This is a genomic window from Herbaspirillum camelliae (assembly GCF_001929405.1).
Classification (GTDB): Bacteria; Pseudomonadota; Gammaproteobacteria; order Burkholderiales; family Burkholderiaceae_D; genus Herbaspirillum; species Herbaspirillum seropedicae.
Window position 1 is genome coordinate 792647 of record NZ_KV880769.1, and the last position, 16332, is coordinate 808978.

The window sequence follows — 16332 nt, forward strand, 5'->3', positions numbered from 1 at the left end:
CTCCACAATGCGACACGGCAGGACCTGCCTGCCGTGTCCGGGTGCCGCCATGTGGACTTTCCCGCCTCAGTCCACCGCCGCCGCCTTCATCTCGGCGTTGTGATGGCGTTGCTGCTCTTCCATCACCAGCTGGCCCAGTTCCCGCTTCAAGGCATTGAACTCCGGATCGGCCGGGTCCCGCAGGCGCGGCAGGTTGACCAGCATGTCGCGCTTGACCGTGCCCGGCCGGTAGGTCATCACCACGATGCGGTCGGCCAGGTAGATCGCCTCCTCGATGCTGTGGGTGACGAAGACGATGGTCTTCCTGAACTCGTCCCAGATGCGCAGCAGCTCATCCTGGAGGTTGCGGCGAGTGAGCGCATCGAGGGCGCCGAAGGGTTCGTCCATGAGCATGATGGGCGAATCCAGCGCCAGCACCCGGGCAATGGCCACGCGCTGGCGCATGCCGCCCGAGAGGTCCTTGGGGAAACGGGTGCGGAAGTCGATCAGGCCCAGCTTGTCCAGCAGTTGCGTGACGCGCTGGTGGATCTCGGCCTTGGGTGTTCCCTTGATTTCCAGGCCGAAGGCCACGTTCTGCTCCACCGTCATCCAGGGAAACAGCGCATATTCCTGGAACACCATGCCGCGATCCGGCCCCGGCTCGCTGACCACCTTGTCGTCGGTGAGGATCTGCCCGGACGAGGGCAGTGCAAACCCGGCGATGGCGTTGAGCAGGGTCGACTTGCCGCAGCCGGAGGGACCGAGCAGGCAGACGAACTGACCATCGGGGATATCGAGGTTGATGTCCTTCAGGGCCACGACTTCGCGGTCATCGGTCTTGAAGACCTTGTGGACGCCCTGTATACGTATGCGGGGGGACGCATTTGTCTGGTTCATCTCAGTTCTCCAGTCCACGATGCCAGCGCAGCATGTAATTGTTGAGGCGGCTCATGCCCAGGTCGATGGCCAAGCCCAGGAGGCCGATAGTGATCATGCCGGCGATGATCTTGTCGGACCAGAAATACTCGCGCGCCTCCATGATGCGGAAGCCCAGCCCATTGCTCACCGCGATCATCTCGGCCACGATCACCACGATGAAGGCCGTGCCGATGCCGATGCGCACCCCCGAGAGGATGTAGGGAACCGACGCCGGCAGCATCACCCGCAAGAACAGCGTGGACTGGCTCGCCCCCAGATTGCGGGCGGCGCGCAGGTAGATGCTGTCGACCTGGCGCACCCCGGCGATGGTATTCATCAGCACCGGGAAGAACGCCCCCAGCGAGATCAGGAACAGCGCCGGCGGATTGCCCAGGCCGAACCAGAGGATGGCCAACGGGATATAGGCGATCGGCGGAATCGGCCGGATCACCTGGACGGTGAGGTTCATCAGCCCGTAGATACGCTGGCTCGATCCCATCAGCAAGCCCAGCGGCAAGGCCAGGCCAGCGCCGATCAGGAAACCCGCCACCACCCGGTAGAGGCTGCCGATGGCGTCCATCACCAGCTCGCCCGAGAAGGCCCAGGCCAGCCAGCTGCCCGCTTGCGGATCATAGGGTTTCAGCGGGGTGGCGTATTCCACCCACTTCTTGAGCACCGCCCAGGGCGAGGGCAGGATCTGCGGATTGATCCAGCCGGCCCGTGACGCCCCCTCCCACAGGGCGATCACGATGATCGGCACCAGCAGCCCCTGCAGGAAGCTGCCCTTGTTCTTCTTAGCCATGCGAGATTCCCCCTGGGCTTACTTCAGGTTCATGCTCTTCTTGGCCTGCTCCAGCAGATCGGTCTTCACCCAATCCTTGGCCACGGGCGGCTTGGCCATCTTGCCGGTGCCGTACTTGGCCATGGTGTCGGTGGTGATCTGGATGTGCTCGGCCGTGATGTCGTAGGCGTAGGGGGAGTTACCGATGGCGTCGTAGAAGTCTTCCTTGCTGATCTGGTTCTTGAAGATCACTTCACGTACGTACTTCTCGGCCACTTCCGGCTTGTCGATGAAGGTCTTGGTCGCCTCCAGGAAGCAACGCATGAATTTCTCGGCCAGCGGACGCTTCTCGTTGTAGAACTTCTCGGTCATCACCATGGTGCGATAGGGCTCGCCGATGGGGGTGTCGTAAGGCTTCATCACCTCCACGCCGAAACCCTTGTTGATGGCCTGCGAGGATTGCGGCTCGCTCTGCATCATGGCGTCGATGTTCTTGCCCAGCAGGGCTTGGTTCAGGTCGGCGAAGGCCAGGTAGACGATGGTCACGTCCTTGGCGGAGAGGCCGTTCTGGCCCAGCTCGGCGTCCAGCAGCACTTCATGGATGCCGCCACGGGTCACGCCCACCTTCTTGCCCTTGAGGTCCTTGACCGACTTGATGCCCGAGTCCTTGCCCGCCACCAGGCGCGCGCCGCCCTTGGCGAAACCGGCCACCACGTAGATCGGCGCACCGTTGGCGCGCCCCGAAATCGCCGCCTCGGAAGCGGTCGTGCCCACGTCCAGCTCACCGGCCAGGATGCCTTGCATCACGTCAGGCCCCTTGGCGAAGACCTTTTCATCGACCTTGATGCCACACTTGGGCGCGATTTCCTTGATGTAGGAGACCGCACCATAATGGGCGAACTTCAGATTGCCCAGGCGGATCACGTCATCGGCGGCATGGCTGGCAGCCGCGAAGCCGGCGCTTGCCAGCAGGGCCAGGGCGATCAATTTCTTTTGCATTTCCACTCTCCTCTTGTGTGTATCGTTCTTGTTGCGGCAAGCCGACGGCGCGGGTGCAGGGCCGGCTGTCTCGATGGCGTTGGCGAAGGCCTCGTGGGCGGAACGCCTTGATTATTATTTGCGCTTGGAAATTCAGCGCCCATGTATACACAAAGAGCGCGGGCTGTACAAGCTGTTAATTTTACGTAGCGTCCCCATCTGTGCCGGGCGGCGCCAACCAGGGCGCGCCGGGGCTGATCGGTTAGAATGCGGGATTGCCCGCCGCCCTGCCCCACCGGGCCAGCCCTGTCCGGCGGCCATCCACTCATTTGCAGATATCACCATGCTAGACAACCTGACCCAACGCCTCGCCAAAGTCGTCAAAACCATGCGCGGCGAGGCGCGACTGACCGAATCGAATACCGCCGAGATGCTGCGCGAAGTGCGCCTGGCCCTGCTGGAGGCCGACGTGGCCCTGCCGGCCGTGCGCGAGTTCATCGCCAAGGTGAAGGAAAAAGCCCTGGGCGAGGAAGTCATCGGCTCGCTCACCCCCGGCCAGGCGCTGGTGGGCGTGGTGCAGCGCGAGCTGGCCAGCCTGATGGGCGCCGACCTCGGCCCGGAAGCCTCGCAGCTCAATTTCGCCACCCAGCCCCCAGCCATCATCTTGATGGCGGGTCTCCAAGGCGCCGGTAAAACCACCACCGTCGGCAAGCTGGCCAAGTACCTGCGCGAGACCACCAAGAAGAAGGTACTGACCGTCTCGGCCGACGTCTACCGCCCGGCCGCCATTGGCCAGCTGGAGACCGTGACCGGCCAGGCCGGCGCCGATTTCTTCCCCAGCCAGGCGACCGACAAGCCGGTCGATATCGCCCTGGCCGCGCTGGACTACGCCAAGAAGCACCACCACGAAGTGCTCATCGTGGACACCGCCGGCCGCCTGGGCATCGACCAGGCCATGATGGATGAGATCCGCGCCGTGCATGCGGCCATCAAGCCCATCGAAACCCTGTTCGTGGTCGACGCCATGCTGGGCCAGGACGCCATCAACACCGCCAAGGCCTTCAGCGACGCCCTGCCGCTGACCGGCGTGGTGCTCACCAAGCTGGACGGCGACTCGCGCGGCGGCGCGGCGCTGTCGGTGCGCCACATCACCGGCAAGCCCATCAAGTTCGCCGGCGTGGCTGAAAAGCTGGATGGCCTGGAAGCCTTCGATCCCTCGCGCATGGCCAACCGCATCCTCGGCATGGGCGACATCCTGGCGCTGGTGGAAGAGGCGCGCAAGGGCGTGGACATGGCCGCCGCCGAAGGCCTGGCCAACAAGATCAAGGGCGGCGGCAAGTTCGACCTCAACGACTTCAAGGCCCAGCTGTCGCAGATGAAGAAGATGGGCGGCCTCACCAGCCTCTTGGACAAGCTGCCGGCGCAGATGCAGGCCGCCGCCGGCAACGCCAACATGGACCAGGCCGAAAAGCAGGTGCGCCGCATGGAAGGCATCATCAATTCCATGACCCCGCAGGAACGCGCCAAGCCCGAACTGATCAAGGCCACCCGCAAGCGTCGCATCGCCGCCGGCGCGGGCGTGCAGGTGCAGGAAGTCAACCGCATGCTGTCCCAGTTCGAGCAGATGCAATCGATGATGAAGAAGCTCAAGGGCGGCGGCATGATGAAGATGATGCGCAACATGAAGGGCATGCTGCCCGGCGGCATGCGCTGACCTCGTCGCCCGCAAAGCCTTGCCGGCGCTGGCCTTGCGGCCTGCGCCGGATTCTCCGGCGGCAGTCCTGCCGCCGCCAGACCTCCCCCCTTTTGCTTCCCGCCTTCCCCTTTTTCAGGCTGCTCCGCCAGGGCCGGATCATGTCCTTCCGTCATCTCTCCCGGTCCCTTGCCGGGGGTCTGCAGACATTGCTCCAACGAACCTGGCCGATCCGCCGCGATCCCTTTGCTGGCGCGGCTTGAGGCGGGATCGCGCAGGCTCGTTGTTTCCTGGTTCTTTCGGGTGGAAATCCACTAAAAAATACTTGCACGGCAGTGCAAACAGCACCACTATTAGCGGTGCGTAAATCGACGCATTCATCTCATTCTTGTGAGGAGTCTTTCAGATGGCCACAGCAAAAAAAGCAGCAGCCGCAGTAAAGAAGCCAGCAGCAAAACCCGCCGCCAAGGCAGCCGCAAAGCCTGCGGCGAAGGCGACCGCCAAGGCCGCAGCCCCCAAGGCCGCCGCTAAGGCAGCGCCCAAGGCAGCCGCCAAACCGGCCGCCAAGCCTGCAGCGAAGGCAGCTCCAAAGGCAGCGCCCAAAGCCGCTCCGAAGGCAGCCGCCAAGGCAGCACCCAAGAAAGCCGCAGCCAAGCCGGCAGCCAAGAAGCCCGCCGCCAAGCGCACACCCAACGCCGCCTTCATGAAGCCGCTGACCCCGTCGGCAGCCCTGGGCGAAGTGGTTGGCGCCAAGCCGCTGCCGCGCACCGAAGTGACCAAGAAGGTGTGGGAATACATCAAGAAGAACAAGCTGCAGAACGCCGAGAACAAGCGCAACATCGATGCTGATGACAAGCTCAAGGCGATCTTCGGTGGCAAGAAGCAAGTCACGATGTTTGAAATGACCAAGCTGATCTCGGCTCACCTGAGCTGATCGACGCCCGCGGTTTGCAAGCGACTTGCAAACAAAAACGCCCGCAGATGTCATGCGGGCGTTTTTGTTTCCGGATGTTTCCGGGCGCGACGGGCGACCCTGCCTGATCGGCAGGTTTCCTCTTGTCTGACGCCCACTGGCGAGCTTCTCTGATGCCGCTCAAGGCGACACCTGGCTATCCTGCCTATTCTGCATGACGTGTCGGCGCTGTCCTTGCAGCGACGCTCAGCTTCCCTCCCGTAGAACTGAAGTAAACAGAACTGAACAAGCATCAGCAGGTCTATTACCATGCCATCCAATGATGAGCTTGCGCGCTCATTGCCAAGAGAAAGGAAATGACATGCCCCATCCAACCGCATCCCTGCGTCATCAACTGCTGCGTTCGACCAGCGCTCTCGTGATCGGCCTGGCGGCCCTGGGCGGCGCTTCGCACGTGTTCGCTGCCGGCAAGACGGACAATTCTGATTACCAGCAACAGGTCGCCGCCTGCAAGAATGGCAGTTCCAGCGAAGACCGCGCCACCTGCCTGCGCGAAGCCGGCGCTGCACGACAGGCCGCCAGCCGCGGCAATCTCACCGACCCCGGCGCGGCCCAACTGAAGGAAAACGCCATGAAGCGCTGCGAAGGCCTGCCACAGTCGGATCGCATCGACTGCGAGAAGCGCGTCAACGGCGAGGGACGTGTTGAGGGCAGCGTGTCTGAAGGCGGCATCCTGCGCGAGACCGTGACCATCGTTCCAGCCACTGCCAAGTAAGTCAAAGCAAGTATCACCGCAGTCCCAAACAAAAAGGCGGGCGCCGATGCATGGCGCCCGCCTTTTGTCTTGTTGCCGTGCCGAATCAGGCCGCCAGCTTGCCCTGGATGAAGGCCAGCGCCTCGGCCAGCGGCACCTGGGTCGCCTCGGTATCGCGACGACCCTGGTACTCGATGTTGCCATCCTTGAGGCCCCGGTCGCCCACCACGATGCGGTGCGGCACGCCGATCAGCTCCCAGTCCGCGAACATCGCGCCCGGACGCTCGCCACGGTCGTCCAGCACCACGTCCACGCCGGCCTCGCTCAGTTGCGCGTAGAGCTTGTCGATCTCGGTCTTGACCGCTTCGCTGCGGTCATAGCCCATCGGGCAGAGCACCACTTCGAAGGGCGCAATCGAGGTCGGCCAGATGATGCCGCGGTCATCGAAGTTCTGCTCGATGGCCGCACCCAGGATACGGGTCACACCGATGCCGTAGCAGCCCATCACCAGCGGTTGCGGCTTGCCGGCTTCATCCAGGTAGGTCGCCTTCATGGCTTCCGAATAGGTGGTGCCCAGCTGGAACACGTGGCCCACTTCGATACCACGCTGGATCGCCAGCACGCCCTTGCCGTCCGGGGAAGCGTCGCCTTCGACGACGTTGCGGATGTCGGCCACCAGCGGCTCGGGCAGGTCGCGACCCCAGTTGGCGCCGGTGTAGTGGAAGTCGGCTTCGTTGGCGCCGCAGACAAAATCAGCCATGTTGGCCACCGTGCGGTCGGCCACCACCTTGACCGGCTTCTTGGTGCCGATCGGGCCGAGGTAGCCCGGCGGCGTACCGAACCATTCGACGATCTCGGCTTCGTTGGCGAAGCGGTAGGTGGACAGGCCGGGGATCTTGCTGGCCTTCACTTCATTCAATTCATGGTCGCCGCGCAGGAGCAGCAGCCAGATTTCCTTCTTGGCCGGGTCTTCGTTGTCCACGGCCAGAACAATCGACTTGACCGTACGCGCCAGCGGCAGGCCCAGCAGCTCGGCCACGGCTTCGCACTTGGACTTGGCCGGCGTGGCAGTCTTTTCCAGGGCCTGGGTGGCGGCGCCACGGGTGCTGTCCACCGGCAGGGCCTCGGCCGCTTCCATGTTGGCGGCGTAGTCGGAGGTGGGGCAATAGACCAGTGCGTCTTCGCCGGTGGCGGCGATGACGTGGAATTCATGTGAACCGGAACCGCCGATGGCGCCGTTGTCAGCGGCCACGGCGCGGAATTCCAGGCCGAAGCGGGTGAAGATGCGCACGTAGGCGTCGTACATGGCCTGGTAGGACTTCTTCAAGCCATCGACATCGCGGTCGAAGGAATAGGCGTCCTTCATCGTGAATTCACGGCCGCGCATCAAGCCGAAACGCGGACGGCGCTCGTCGCGGAACTTGGTCTGGATGTGATAGAAGTTGACCGGCAGTTGCTTGTAGCTGCGCAGCTCGGAGCGGGCCACGTCGGTGACCACTTCTTCCGAGGTCGGCTGGATGGCGAAGTCGCGGCCATGGCGATCCTTCACGCGCATGAGCTCGGCGCCCATCTTGTTCCAGCGCCCGGTCTCCTGCCACAGCTCGGCCGGCTGCACCACCGGCATCAACAGCTCGACGGCGCCAGCGCGGTTCATTTCCTCGCGCACGATCGCCTCGACCTTGCGGATCACGCGCAGACCCATCGGCATGTAGGTGTAGATGCCGGCGCCCAGACGCTTGATCATCCCGGCGCGCATCATCAGCTTGTGGCTGACGATTTCAGCGTCCGAAGGGGCTTCTTTCAGGGTGGAAATAAAAAAACGTGAGGCGCGCATGACGGTCGGTTCTTTTTAAAAAGAGGAGGGTTATAATCATTCCAATTTTAAAGGATTAGCTGGCTGATGCGCCCTTTCTTTGCAGATTTGCTCCTAGTTACAATGACATCCGTGCATCGATGTGATTGCTCCTGACACGCCTGGCGCGCCGGCATCGGCCAGCGCTCGCACAGTCGCATGAGCCTGCCTGAAGGGGACTTCCAGCCGCAGAAAGTTTGAGGATCACCATGCTGGATCGAGAAGGCTTCCGCCCGAACGTCGGCATCATCCTGCTCAACGCCAACAACGAGGTGTGGTGGGGCAAGCGCGTGCGCGAGCACTCCTGGCAATTCCCGCAAGGCGGCATCAAGCACGGCGAGACCCCCGAACAGGCGATGTTCCGGGAACTGGAAGAAGAAATCGGCCTGCGCGCCGAGCACGTCAAGATCATTGGCCGCACCCGTGACTGGCTGCGCTATGAAGTCCCCGATCATTTCATCAAGCGTGAAGTGCGCGGCCATTACCGTGGTCAGAAGCAGATCTGGTTCCTGCTGCGCATGGTCGGGCGCGACTGCGACGTCAACCTGCGCGGCACCTCGCATCCCGAATTCGATGCCTGGCGCTGGCATGACTACTGGGTGCCGCTGGACGTGGTGATCGAGTTCAAGCGCGAGGTCTACCAGCAGGCGCTGCAGGAATTGTCGCGCTTCCTGAACCGGCCCGGCCAAGGCGCGCGCCGCCATGAGCCGACCGCGCGCGCCCTGCCCGCCCACAAGAAACCGGCCGCCAGCGGCCTGCCCCCCAATGCGGCGCCTGCGCCCGAACCCAAGTGAGCCACATGTCTTTTTCCGTGCAATCCGAACAAGCCCGTTCCCTCCTGAGCCTGCGCGGCCTGCGTCGCGCGGCGCTGGCCTGCTCGCTGCTGGCGGTCTGCGCCAGTACGCTGGCGCAGAGCTTCGACGAAGAATTCGATGATGAAGCCAAGCCCTGGCAGGAAATCGCCGTCCACCTGCCGCCTGCGCCGCAGCAGCAGAACCTGGCGGAGTTCTACCTGAGCCCGAACGCGACGATGAAGGCCTATGTCGATACCAACTCGGTCTCCATTGGCACCGACAAGGTGGTTCGCTATACGGTGGTGACCCGCACCGAAGGCGGCGCCGTCAACACCCTCTACGAAGGCATGCGCTGCGAGACCTGGGAAAAGAAGACCTATGCCTTCGGTCATCCCGATGGCAGCTGGTCGCGCTCGCGTCGGGACAAGTGGCAACCGATCCGTGACATTGGCGCCAATCGCATCGACGGCGCGCTGTTCAAGGACTATTTCTGCGAAGGCAAGATGATCGCCGACAATGAAAACCTCAAGAGCATCATCGGCCGCCTGAAAAGCCAGACCCGGATTGACCCGGTGCGTCGCTAAGAGCGGGCGCTGCCAAGACCGTCAGGCAATAAAAAACGCGGCCAGGCCGCGTTTTTTATTTCCTTTATATTCTTTATATCGTTTTGATCAGAGCAGCACCAGGTTGTCCCGGTGCACCAGCTCCGGCTCCTCCACGAATCCCAGGATCGCCTGGATTTCGGAGGAAGGGTGACGGATGATGCGGCGCGCATCCGAGCTGTTGTAGTTGCTCATGCCGCGCGCGATGGCGCGTCCGTTCTCGTCCACGCAGGTGATGACATCGCCCCGGCCAAACTCGCCCGAGACCTCCACTACGCCGATGGGCAGCAACGACTTGCCTTCCAGGCTCAGCTTCTGCACTGCGCCGGCATCGAGCACGACGCGGCCGGCGGTCTTCAAGTGATCGGCCATCCATTGCTTGCGGGCGGTCAGCTGCGCGGTCTCGGCGTTGAGCTGGGTGCCGATGGCCTCACCGGCGGCCAGACGCGTCAAGACCTGCTCTTCGCGGCCCCAGGCGATCACGGTATGCGCGCCGGACGTGGCGGCCCGCTTGGCGGCCAGGATCTTGGTCAGCATGCCGCCGCGGCCAATGCCGGTGCCGGTGCCGCCCGCGATCAGTTCCAGCGAGGGGTCGCCGGCGCGCGCTTCGGAAATCAAGGTCGCCGTCGGATCCTTGCGCGGATCGGCGGTAAAGAGGCCAGGCTGGTCGGTCAGGATGATGAGGGCTTCGGCCTCGATCAGGTTGGCCACCAGCGCGCCCAGGGTGTCGTTGTCGCCGAACTTGATTTCGTCGGTGACCACCGTGTCATTCTCGTTGATGACCGGCACCACGCCCAGTTGCAACAGGGCAAACAGGGTCGAGCGGGCATTGAGGTAACGTTCGCGGTCGGCCAGATCGGCGTGGGTCAGCAGCACCTGGGCGGTGTGCAGGTCGTGCTTGCGGAAACTGGTTTCGTAGATCTGCGCCAGGCCCATCTGGCCCACGGCGGCGCAGGCCTGCAGGTGATGGATGCCGGTCGGGCGCTTCTCGAAGCCCAGGCGCTGCATGCCTTCGGCGACTGCGCCGGAGCTGACCAGCACCACTTCCTTGCCGAGCGCGCGCAGTTGCGCGATCTGTTCGGCCCAGCGGGCGATGGCGTTGGCGTCCAGGCCCTTGCCATCATTGGTGACCAGGGAAGAGCCAACCTTGATGATGAGTCGCTTGGCGCGTTGAATGACCGATTGCATAGTGTTCCGGGTTCTGATTCTTCTGGGGGCGGGCGGAAAATCCGACAGGCTGAGATGATAGCCCGAACCGCCCCCGCGCGCAGCCCCGAGAAGGGACGGGGCCGCGCACGCGTGAATCAGTCCAGGACCTTGAAGCGCGGATCGTCCGGATCGATGCTGGAGATGGCGCGGGCTTCCTCGGTCATCTGCGTCTCTTCCGAACGGTGCTCTTCGGCGCGCTTGGTTTCCAGATACTTGTAGATCTCGTTGATGAGCTCTTCGCAGCCATCACGGTTCAGGGCCGAAATCTCGAAGACCGGCCCCTTCCAGCCGAAGCGCTTGACGAAGTCCTTCACGCGCTTGGCGCGCTCGGCCTCGGGCACCACGTCCAGCTTGTTCAGGACCAGCCAGCGCGGCTTGTCGAACAGGGACTGGTCGTACTTCTTCAGTTCCTGGACGATGGCCTTGGCTTCCTTGACCGGATCGACTTCCTCATTGAAGGGCGCCAGATCGACGATATGCAGCAGCAGACCGGTGCGCTGCAGGTGGCGCAGGAACTGCACGCCCAGACCGGCGCCATCGGCCGCACCTTCGATCAGGCCGGGAATGTCGGCGATCACGAAGCTCTTCTCGTGGCTCACGCGCACCACACCCAGGTTCGGGTGCAGCGTGGTGAAGGGATAGTCGGCGATCTTCGGACGGGCATTGGAGACGGCCGTGATGAAGGTCGACTTGCCCGCATTGGGCATGCCCAAGAGGCCCACATCGGCCAGCACCTTCAGTTCCAGGCGCAGTTCGCGGCGCTCGCCTTCCTTGCCCTCCGTCTTCTGACGCGGAGCGCGGTTGGTGGAGGTCTTGAAGTGGATGTTGCCCCAGCCGCCCTCGCCGCCCTTGGCCAGCATCACGGTCTGGCCGTGGAAGGTCAGGTCGGCGATATGCTCGCCGGTATTGATGTCGACGATCAGCGTGCCCACCGGCATGCGCAGGTAGACATCGTCGGCACCCTTGCCGTAGCAGTCCGAGCCGCGGCCGTTCTCGCCGCGACCGGCGCGGTGCAGCTTGGCGTAGCGATAGTCGATCAGGGTGTTGACGTTGCGGTCGGCCACGGCCCAGATGGTGCCGCCCTTGCCGCCGTCGCCGCCGTCGGGACCGCCGAAGGGGCGGAATTTCTCGCGGCAGAAGCTGGCGACACCGTTGCCGCCATCCCCCGCCACGACTTCAATACGTGCTTCGTCGATGAATTTCATGATTTGGACGCCTCATGGGTCATGGGAGCCGCTAACAAAACGTCGATGCATCCTCGGTCCTGGTCAGGACCCACCCCGGCGCTTCCGACGGAAGCCTGGGCTCGGCGCTTTGTTGACGGCTCTTCAAAAATCAAAAAGGCTCCACCAGCCGGCAGAGCCTTTTTTATGCCTGGTTTCCGGGCAAACCCGGATGACAGGAACGCTTACGCCGTAACGACGGTAGCGTATTGACGCTGTTGCAGGCCCTTGACAACGAACTTGACCTTGCCGTCCTTCAGGGCGAACAGGGTGTGGTCCTTGCCGACGCCGACGTTTTCGCCAGCGTGAACGCGGGTGCCGCGTTGACGGACGATGATGCCGCCAGCGTTGATCACTTGGCCGCCATAAACCTTGACGCCCAGGCGTTTCGATTCTGAGTCACGGCCGTTGCGCGTAGTGCCGCCGCCTTTTTTGTGTGCCATTTAAAACTCCTTGATGACTTTGGATGAGCAGTTCGTTTGGGTCAACGCTTAGGCGTTGATCGAGACGATTTGCAGTTCGGTGTAGTTCTGACGATGGCCTTGACGCTTTTGGTAGTGCTTGCGACGACGCATCTTGAAGATGCGGACCTTGTCATGGCGACCTTGTGCTACCACAGTAGCCAGCACCGTAGCACCTGCGACCAGCGGCGCACCGAACTTCACGGTTTCGCCTGCGCCCACTGCGAGCACTTGATCCAAAGTGATTTCGGAGCCAATGTCAGCCGGTATCTGTTCTACTTTGAGTTTTTCGCCAGCAGCAACTTTGTATTGTTTGCCGCCGGTTTTTATGACCGCGTACATGTGAAACCTCACGAATGAATGAATAAGAACGATTTTCCCCTGCCGAAACAGGAAAACCGCAAATTATACAGGCACTTAGCTGCTCGGTCAAAAGGCTTGACACTTTGCCCGACCGCTGTACAACACAGTTTCCGCCCGGACAACGACGACGCCAGCCATTCTTGCCGGACGAGCAAGCTATCCATCCGACGGGAATTTCACCACAGCAATGCACCTCGCCCACGCCTGCCTGCAAACACGGTCTTTGGCGTGGGCCTGCCTTGTCATCGTATAATCCCGGAAATAACCCTTTTTCACAGGTTCCGCCTTGTCTGCCGCCGTACAAACCGCTTCGCAACAAACCATCCTGCAACCGATCGTCGCCGACATGGAGGCGGTCAACGCAGTCATCCGCCGGCAGCTGTATTCGGAAGTGCCGTTGGTCAACCAGGTCGCCGAATACATCATCAGTGCGGGCGGCAAGCGCCTGCGCCCGGTTCTGGTGGTGCTCATCGCCAACGCCTTCGGCTACAAGGGTGAACACCATCACTCGCTGGCGGCGGTGATCGAATTCATCCACACCGCCACCCTGCTGCATGACGACGTGGTGGACGAGTCTTCCTTGCGGCGCGGCAAGCAGACCGCCAACGCCATGTTCGGCAACGCCGCTTCGGTGCTGGTGGGCGACTTCCTGTATTCGCGCGCCTTCCAGATGATGGTCGCCGTGGGCAATCCCCGCGTGATGGAAATCGTGGCCGACGCCACCAATGTCATCGCCGAGGGCGAAGTGCTGCAGTTGCTCAACATGCACAACCCCGACGTGGACGAGAACGGCTACCTGCAGGTGATCCGCTCCAAGACCGCCAAGCTGTTCGAAGCCGCCAGCCAGATCGGCGCGCTCATCGCTGGGGCCGACGAGGACGGCATCGAAGCCGCCGGCGAATATGGCCGTTCCATCGGCACCGCGTTCCAACTGATCGACGACGTGCTGGACTATTCCGGCAACAGCGCCGAGATCGGCAAGAACGTCGGCGACGACCTGCGCGAAGGCAAGCCCACCCTGCCGCTGATCTGGCTGATGCAGCACGGCACGCCGCAGCAACGCGAGCTGGTGCGCACCTGCATCGAGAATGGCGACGAGCAGCATTTCGACGAAGTGCTGTCGGCCATCACCCATTCCGGCGCGCTGGCCTACACCCGCGAACAGGCGGAAATCGCCGCCCGCCGGGCAGCTGACGCAATTATTTCACTTCCGGATAGCCAATTCAAAAAATCCCTGTTAGAATTATCGGCTTTCGCAGTAGATCGAAATCACTGACTTAGATCTCACTCGACGGGGTGTAGCTTAGCCTGGTAGAGCGCTACGTTCGGGACGTAGAGGCCGGAGGTTCGAATCCTCTCACCCCGACCAGAATTATTTCCTTGCACATCAAGGACAAAAAAGCCCAGCTGCGATGCTGGGCTTTTTCATTTCCACTTCTCCACTTCCGTCTGCTAGACAGCCTCGACCAGCCGTCCGGGATCGAGGTTGTCGATCACCGCGCGCGCCCAGCCCATCCCGCGCTGCACGGCGTGGTCGGCATCAGGAGATTGTCCCGGCAAGGCGCGCCTGGGGAAAAGCGGCGCGAGCGTATCGTTGCGCACGATGGTGATGCCGGCCACCTTCCAGAGGCCACCGCGCTGAATGCAGCTCAGACTGACCTGGTAGCCATGGTAATGGTCGCAGTGATCGATCGGACTTTGCATATTGTTCTTCTTTCGCAATACCGACCTGATGAGGAGAAAGCACCGCCGGCGCACTGGCGGCGGCTCTCCAGAGGGCGCAGGAAATGCACCCGGCAATGCCAGACCTGTTGCTAGCGGCGACGGAAGCCCGGACGGGGACCGGTCGGACCACGGTTTTCGAGGTGACGGAAGATGATGCGGCCCTTGTTCAGGTCATAGGGCGACAGTTCCAGCGTGACCTTGTCACCGGCCAGGATCTTGATGAAGTTCTTCTTCATGCGGCCAGCGGTGTAGGCGATCAGCGAATGACCATTGTCCAGCGCCACGCGGAAACGCGAATCGGGCAGGACTTCGGAGACTTGTCCTTGCATTTCAATCAGTTCTTCTTTTGCCATTTTCTCTTTCTTTGACGTGAGCACGCGACCTCCAGCGAGGAAGGGCTCGGGGATTTGCAAACTCTGGCTTTGACGACTGGCCACGCAGCAGGGAGGCCGGGAACGTAAAGGTCGGAGGACATGCGAACGCGCTTGCGGTGAGGCCGACAGCGTTCAGTAACTCGGGGAAGCGGATGGAGATGCGAAGCACGAGGATTGCGTCGGCAGCAACACTCATGGAGATCGGGATTTCCGCTCTTTTCATGAGCGATCCAGGCATTATACGCCCACTTCGCACTTGTCGCCATCGCCAGCATGCCCGCTTGCGGGATACTCCCCCATCGTCTAGACTTTGGCGCTCCCTGGCCGCCCTGCGCTGCCTGCCTTGCCGGCAAGCAAACAGGCCCGCCGCCTCCCTCCGCTGAGGGTAATCAACCTGACGGCAACGTTTGGAAACCGTACCCATATGGGTGCAAGTTCTTGCACTCTTCATCCTGATCCTGCTCTCGGCCTTCTTTTCCATGACCGAGACGGCGCTGATGGCCGCCAACCGCCATCGCCTGCGGCACCTGGCCAAGCAGGGCAATCGCGCCGCCATCACCATCCTGTGGCTGCTGGACCGCACCGAGCGGCTGCTCTCGCTGGTCCTCATCGCCAATACCGCCATCAACGCCCTGGCCACCGCCCTGGTGACGGCCCTGGCCATCGCCGCCTTCGGCAACCACCAGCGCGTCATCACGGCGGCCACGGCCTGCGTGGCGGCGCTGCTGATCATCTTCGCGGAAATCGTGCCCAAGGTGATCGGCGCCACCTATCCCGAGCGCATCTCGCTCTTTACCGGCTTCATCCTCAAGCCGTTGATGCGGGTGGCCAAGCCCTTGATCTGGTTCGTCAACCTGTTCGTCTCGGCCATTCTCAGGCTGCTGCGCATCAAGACCGGCGCGCGCGCCGCCGAACAGCGCATCTCGCCCGAAGAGCTGCGCTCCATCGTGCTCGAGGGCGGCAGCTTCATTCCGCAAAAGCACAAGAGCATCCTGCTGAACCTGTTCGACCTGGAAAAGATTTCGGTCGAAGACGTGATGACGCCACGCTCTCAGGTCGAGGCCCTGAACCTGGCTGCGCCGGTCGATGACATCCTGCACCAGCTGGCCACCTGCTACCACAACAAGCTGCCGGTCTTCGAGGGTGAGATCAATCACATCGTCGGCATCCTGCATGTGCGCAAGACGGTCTCGCTGTTCCGCCGCGAAGAGGAGATCAGCCACGATGACATCCGCGAGTTGCTCTCGGCGCCCTACTACGTACCGGTGGAAACCGACGTCTTCACCCAGTTGCAGTACTTCCAGGAAAACCACGAGCGGCTGGGCGTGGTGGTCGATGAATATGGCGAGGTGCAAGGCCTGGTGACGCTGGAAGACATCATCGAAGAGATGATCGGCGAATTCACCACCTCCTCACCGGGCAGCTCCGGCGAAGGCTTCGGCTGGGACAAGGACGGCGCCTGCCTGCTCGAAGGCAGCACCACCCTGCGCGACATCAACAAGCGCCTCGGCCTGCACCTGCCGCTGGATGGCCCCAAGACCATCAACGGCCTGTTGCTGGAATACCTGCAGGACATCCCCGAAGCCAGCGTGGCCGTGAAGATGGATGGCTGCGTGATCGAGATTGTCCAGGTGCAGAACCAGGCCATCCGCATGGTCAAGCTGATCGCGCTGGCGCAGACGTCGGGAGCGGCGTCCTCGATGCCCGACTAAA

The 16332-nt window shown here is 62.4% G+C and carries 17 protein-coding genes and 1 tRNA gene; 8 read left to right on the plus strand and 10 right to left on the minus strand.

Features of this window, described 5'->3' with window-relative positions:
* Nucleotides 1-66 precede the first annotated feature (66 nt).
* Genes BGK68_RS03625 through BGK68_RS03635 form a run of 3 tightly spaced genes read right to left on the minus strand, consistent with a single transcriptional unit; the run spans nt 67 to nt 2677 of the window.
* Nucleotides 67-876, minus strand: coding sequence for an ABC transporter ATP-binding protein (locus BGK68_RS03625; RefSeq protein ID WP_013232421.1), 810 nt, complete (start codon nt 874-876; stop codon nt 67-69).
* Between the two features lies 1 nt (nt 877).
* On the minus strand, nt 878-1699 hold the full coding sequence (locus tag BGK68_RS03630; protein ID WP_075255972.1) for an ABC transporter permease: 822 nt from the start codon (nt 1697-1699) through the stop codon (nt 878-880).
* Nucleotides 1700-1717: 18 nt separating this feature from the next.
* Nucleotides 1718-2677: an ABC transporter substrate-binding protein gene (locus BGK68_RS03635; RefSeq protein ID WP_075255973.1), complete on the minus strand. Its 960-nt coding sequence runs from the start codon at nt 2675-2677 to the stop codon at nt 1718-1720.
* A gap of 322 nt (nt 2678-2999) precedes the next feature.
* On the opposite strand from BGK68_RS03635, the gene ffh reads away from it, so the two are divergent.
* From ffh to BGK68_RS03650, 3 genes are all read left to right on the plus strand, one after another.
* A complete protein-coding gene (ffh, locus tag BGK68_RS03640; protein ID WP_013232418.1) occupies nt 3000-4370 on the plus strand; it encodes a signal recognition particle protein in 1371 nt (456 codons plus the stop codon).
* Nucleotides 4371-4755: 385 nt separating this feature from the next.
* Complete coding sequence (locus BGK68_RS03645) at nt 4756-5283, plus strand: SWIB/MDM2 domain-containing protein (protein WP_075255974.1); 528 nt, start codon at nt 4756-4758, stop codon at nt 5281-5283.
* 340 nt (nt 5284-5623) lie between these two features.
* Nucleotides 5624-6037 (plus strand): hypothetical protein, encoded by a 414-nt coding sequence (locus BGK68_RS03650; protein WP_075255975.1) that lies wholly within the window; start codon nt 5624-5626, stop codon nt 6035-6037.
* Nucleotides 6038-6122: 85 nt separating this feature from the next.
* Here the strand turns inward: BGK68_RS03650 and BGK68_RS03655 are convergent, their stop codons facing one another.
* Nucleotides 6123-7850, minus strand: a complete 1728-nt coding sequence (locus tag BGK68_RS03655; protein WP_075255976.1) for a proline--tRNA ligase — start codon at nt 7848-7850, stop codon at nt 6123-6125.
* Nucleotides 7851-8077: 227 nt separating this feature from the next.
* Between BGK68_RS03655 and BGK68_RS03660 the strand changes: the two genes are divergently transcribed.
* A complete protein-coding gene (locus BGK68_RS03660) occupies nt 8078-8662 on the plus strand; it encodes an RNA pyrophosphohydrolase (protein WP_013232414.1) in 585 nt (194 codons plus the stop codon).
* A 5-nt stretch (nt 8663-8667) separates the two neighbouring features.
* Complete coding sequence (locus BGK68_RS03665) at nt 8668-9246, plus strand: CNP1-like family protein (protein WP_075255977.1); 579 nt, start codon at nt 8668-8670, stop codon at nt 9244-9246.
* Between the two features lie 87 nt (nt 9247-9333).
* On the opposite strand, the gene proB is transcribed toward BGK68_RS03665, so the two are convergent.
* The 4 genes from proB to rplU all read right to left on the minus strand — a co-directional run bounded on the left by proB (nt 9334) and on the right by rplU (nt 12499).
* The gene (proB, locus tag BGK68_RS03670; RefSeq protein WP_013232412.1) at nt 9334-10452 is read right to left on the minus strand and encodes a glutamate 5-kinase; all 1119 of its coding nucleotides are present in this window, start codon (nt 10450-10452) and stop codon (nt 9334-9336) included.
* 116 nt (nt 10453-10568) lie between these two features.
* Nucleotides 10569-11678 carry an Obg family GTPase CgtA gene (gene cgtA, locus BGK68_RS03675; RefSeq protein WP_013232411.1) on the minus strand — a complete coding sequence of 370 codons (1110 nt, stop codon included), beginning with the start codon at nt 11676-11678 and terminating at the stop codon, nt 10569-10571.
* 203 nt (nt 11679-11881) lie between these two features.
* Nucleotides 11882-12139, minus strand: a complete 258-nt coding sequence (gene rpmA, locus BGK68_RS03680) for a 50S ribosomal protein L27 (RefSeq protein WP_006713216.1) — start codon at nt 12137-12139, stop codon at nt 11882-11884.
* Between the two features lie 48 nt (nt 12140-12187).
* Nucleotides 12188-12499, minus strand: coding sequence for a 50S ribosomal protein L21 (gene rplU / locus BGK68_RS03685; RefSeq protein ID WP_006713215.1), 312 nt, complete (start codon nt 12497-12499; stop codon nt 12188-12190).
* A 367-nt stretch (nt 12500-12866) separates the two neighbouring features.
* Between rplU and ispB the strand changes: the two genes are divergently transcribed.
* Nucleotides 12867-13796 carry an octaprenyl diphosphate synthase gene (gene ispB, locus BGK68_RS03690; RefSeq protein ID WP_198937276.1) on the plus strand — a complete coding sequence of 310 codons (930 nt, stop codon included), beginning with the start codon at nt 12867-12869 and terminating at the stop codon, nt 13794-13796.
* A 16-nt stretch (nt 13797-13812) separates the two neighbouring features.
* Nucleotides 13813-13889 (plus strand) — tRNA-Pro (locus BGK68_RS03695).
* Between the two features lie 83 nt (nt 13890-13972).
* Here BGK68_RS03695 and BGK68_RS03700 read toward each other — a convergent pair.
* Nucleotides 13973-14224, minus strand: coding sequence for a hypothetical protein (locus BGK68_RS03700; RefSeq protein ID WP_075255979.1), 252 nt, complete (start codon nt 14222-14224; stop codon nt 13973-13975).
* 110 nt (nt 14225-14334) lie between these two features.
* The gene (infA, locus tag BGK68_RS03705) at nt 14335-14598 is read right to left on the minus strand and encodes a translation initiation factor IF-1 (RefSeq protein ID WP_013232407.1); all 264 of its coding nucleotides are present in this window, start codon (nt 14596-14598) and stop codon (nt 14335-14337) included.
* Between the two features lie 428 nt (nt 14599-15026).
* Between infA and BGK68_RS03710 the strand changes: the two genes are divergently transcribed.
* Entirely contained in the window at nt 15027-16331 is a 1305-nt protein-coding gene (locus tag BGK68_RS03710; RefSeq protein WP_075255980.1) for an HlyC/CorC family transporter, read from the plus strand.
* Nucleotide 16332: the final 1 nt, after the last annotated feature.

Excerpts from the sequence above, each read along its gene's own strand:
- BGK68_RS03655 (WP_075255976.1), bottom strand. The coding sequence starts at position 7,850 with ATGCGCGCCTCACGTTTTTTTATTTCCACCCTGAAAGAAGCCCCTTCG.
- infA (WP_013232407.1), bottom strand. The coding sequence starts at position 14,598 with ATGGCAAAAGAAGAACTGATTGAAATGCAAGGACAAGTCTCCGAAGTC.
- BGK68_RS03650 (WP_075255975.1), top strand. The coding sequence starts at position 5,624 with ATGCCCCATCCAACCGCATCCCTGCGTCATCAACTGCTGCGTTCGACC.
- cgtA (WP_013232411.1), bottom strand. The coding sequence starts at position 11,678 with ATGAAATTCATCGACGAAGCACGTATTGAAGTCGTGGCGGGGGATGGC.
- BGK68_RS03700 (WP_075255979.1), bottom strand. The coding sequence starts at position 14,224 with ATGCAAAGTCCGATCGATCACTGCGACCATTACCATGGCTACCAGGTC.
- BGK68_RS03625 (WP_013232421.1), bottom strand. The coding sequence starts at position 876 with ATGAACCAGACAAATGCGTCCCCCCGCATACGTATACAGGGCGTCCAC.
- ffh (WP_013232418.1), top strand. The coding sequence starts at position 3,000 with ATGCTAGACAACCTGACCCAACGCCTCGCCAAAGTCGTCAAAACCATG.
- BGK68_RS03635 (WP_075255973.1), bottom strand. The coding sequence starts at position 2,677 with ATGCAAAAGAAATTGATCGCCCTGGCCCTGCTGGCAAGCGCCGGCTTC.
- BGK68_RS03660 (WP_013232414.1), top strand. The coding sequence starts at position 8,078 with ATGCTGGATCGAGAAGGCTTCCGCCCGAACGTCGGCATCATCCTGCTC.
- proB (WP_013232412.1), bottom strand. The coding sequence starts at position 10,452 with ATGCAATCGGTCATTCAACGCGCCAAGCGACTCATCATCAAGGTTGGC.
- BGK68_RS03645 (WP_075255974.1), top strand. The coding sequence starts at position 4,756 with ATGGCCACAGCAAAAAAAGCAGCAGCCGCAGTAAAGAAGCCAGCAGCA.
- BGK68_RS03665 (WP_075255977.1), top strand. The coding sequence starts at position 8,668 with ATGTCTTTTTCCGTGCAATCCGAACAAGCCCGTTCCCTCCTGAGCCTG.
- BGK68_RS03630 (WP_075255972.1), bottom strand. The coding sequence starts at position 1,699 with ATGGCTAAGAAGAACAAGGGCAGCTTCCTGCAGGGGCTGCTGGTGCCG.
- ispB (WP_198937276.1), top strand. The coding sequence starts at position 12,867 with ATGGAGGCGGTCAACGCAGTCATCCGCCGGCAGCTGTATTCGGAAGTG.
- rplU (WP_006713215.1), bottom strand. The coding sequence starts at position 12,499 with ATGTACGCGGTCATAAAAACCGGCGGCAAACAATACAAAGTTGCTGCT.
- rpmA (WP_006713216.1), bottom strand. The coding sequence starts at position 12,139 with ATGGCACACAAAAAAGGCGGCGGCACTACGCGCAACGGCCGTGACTCA.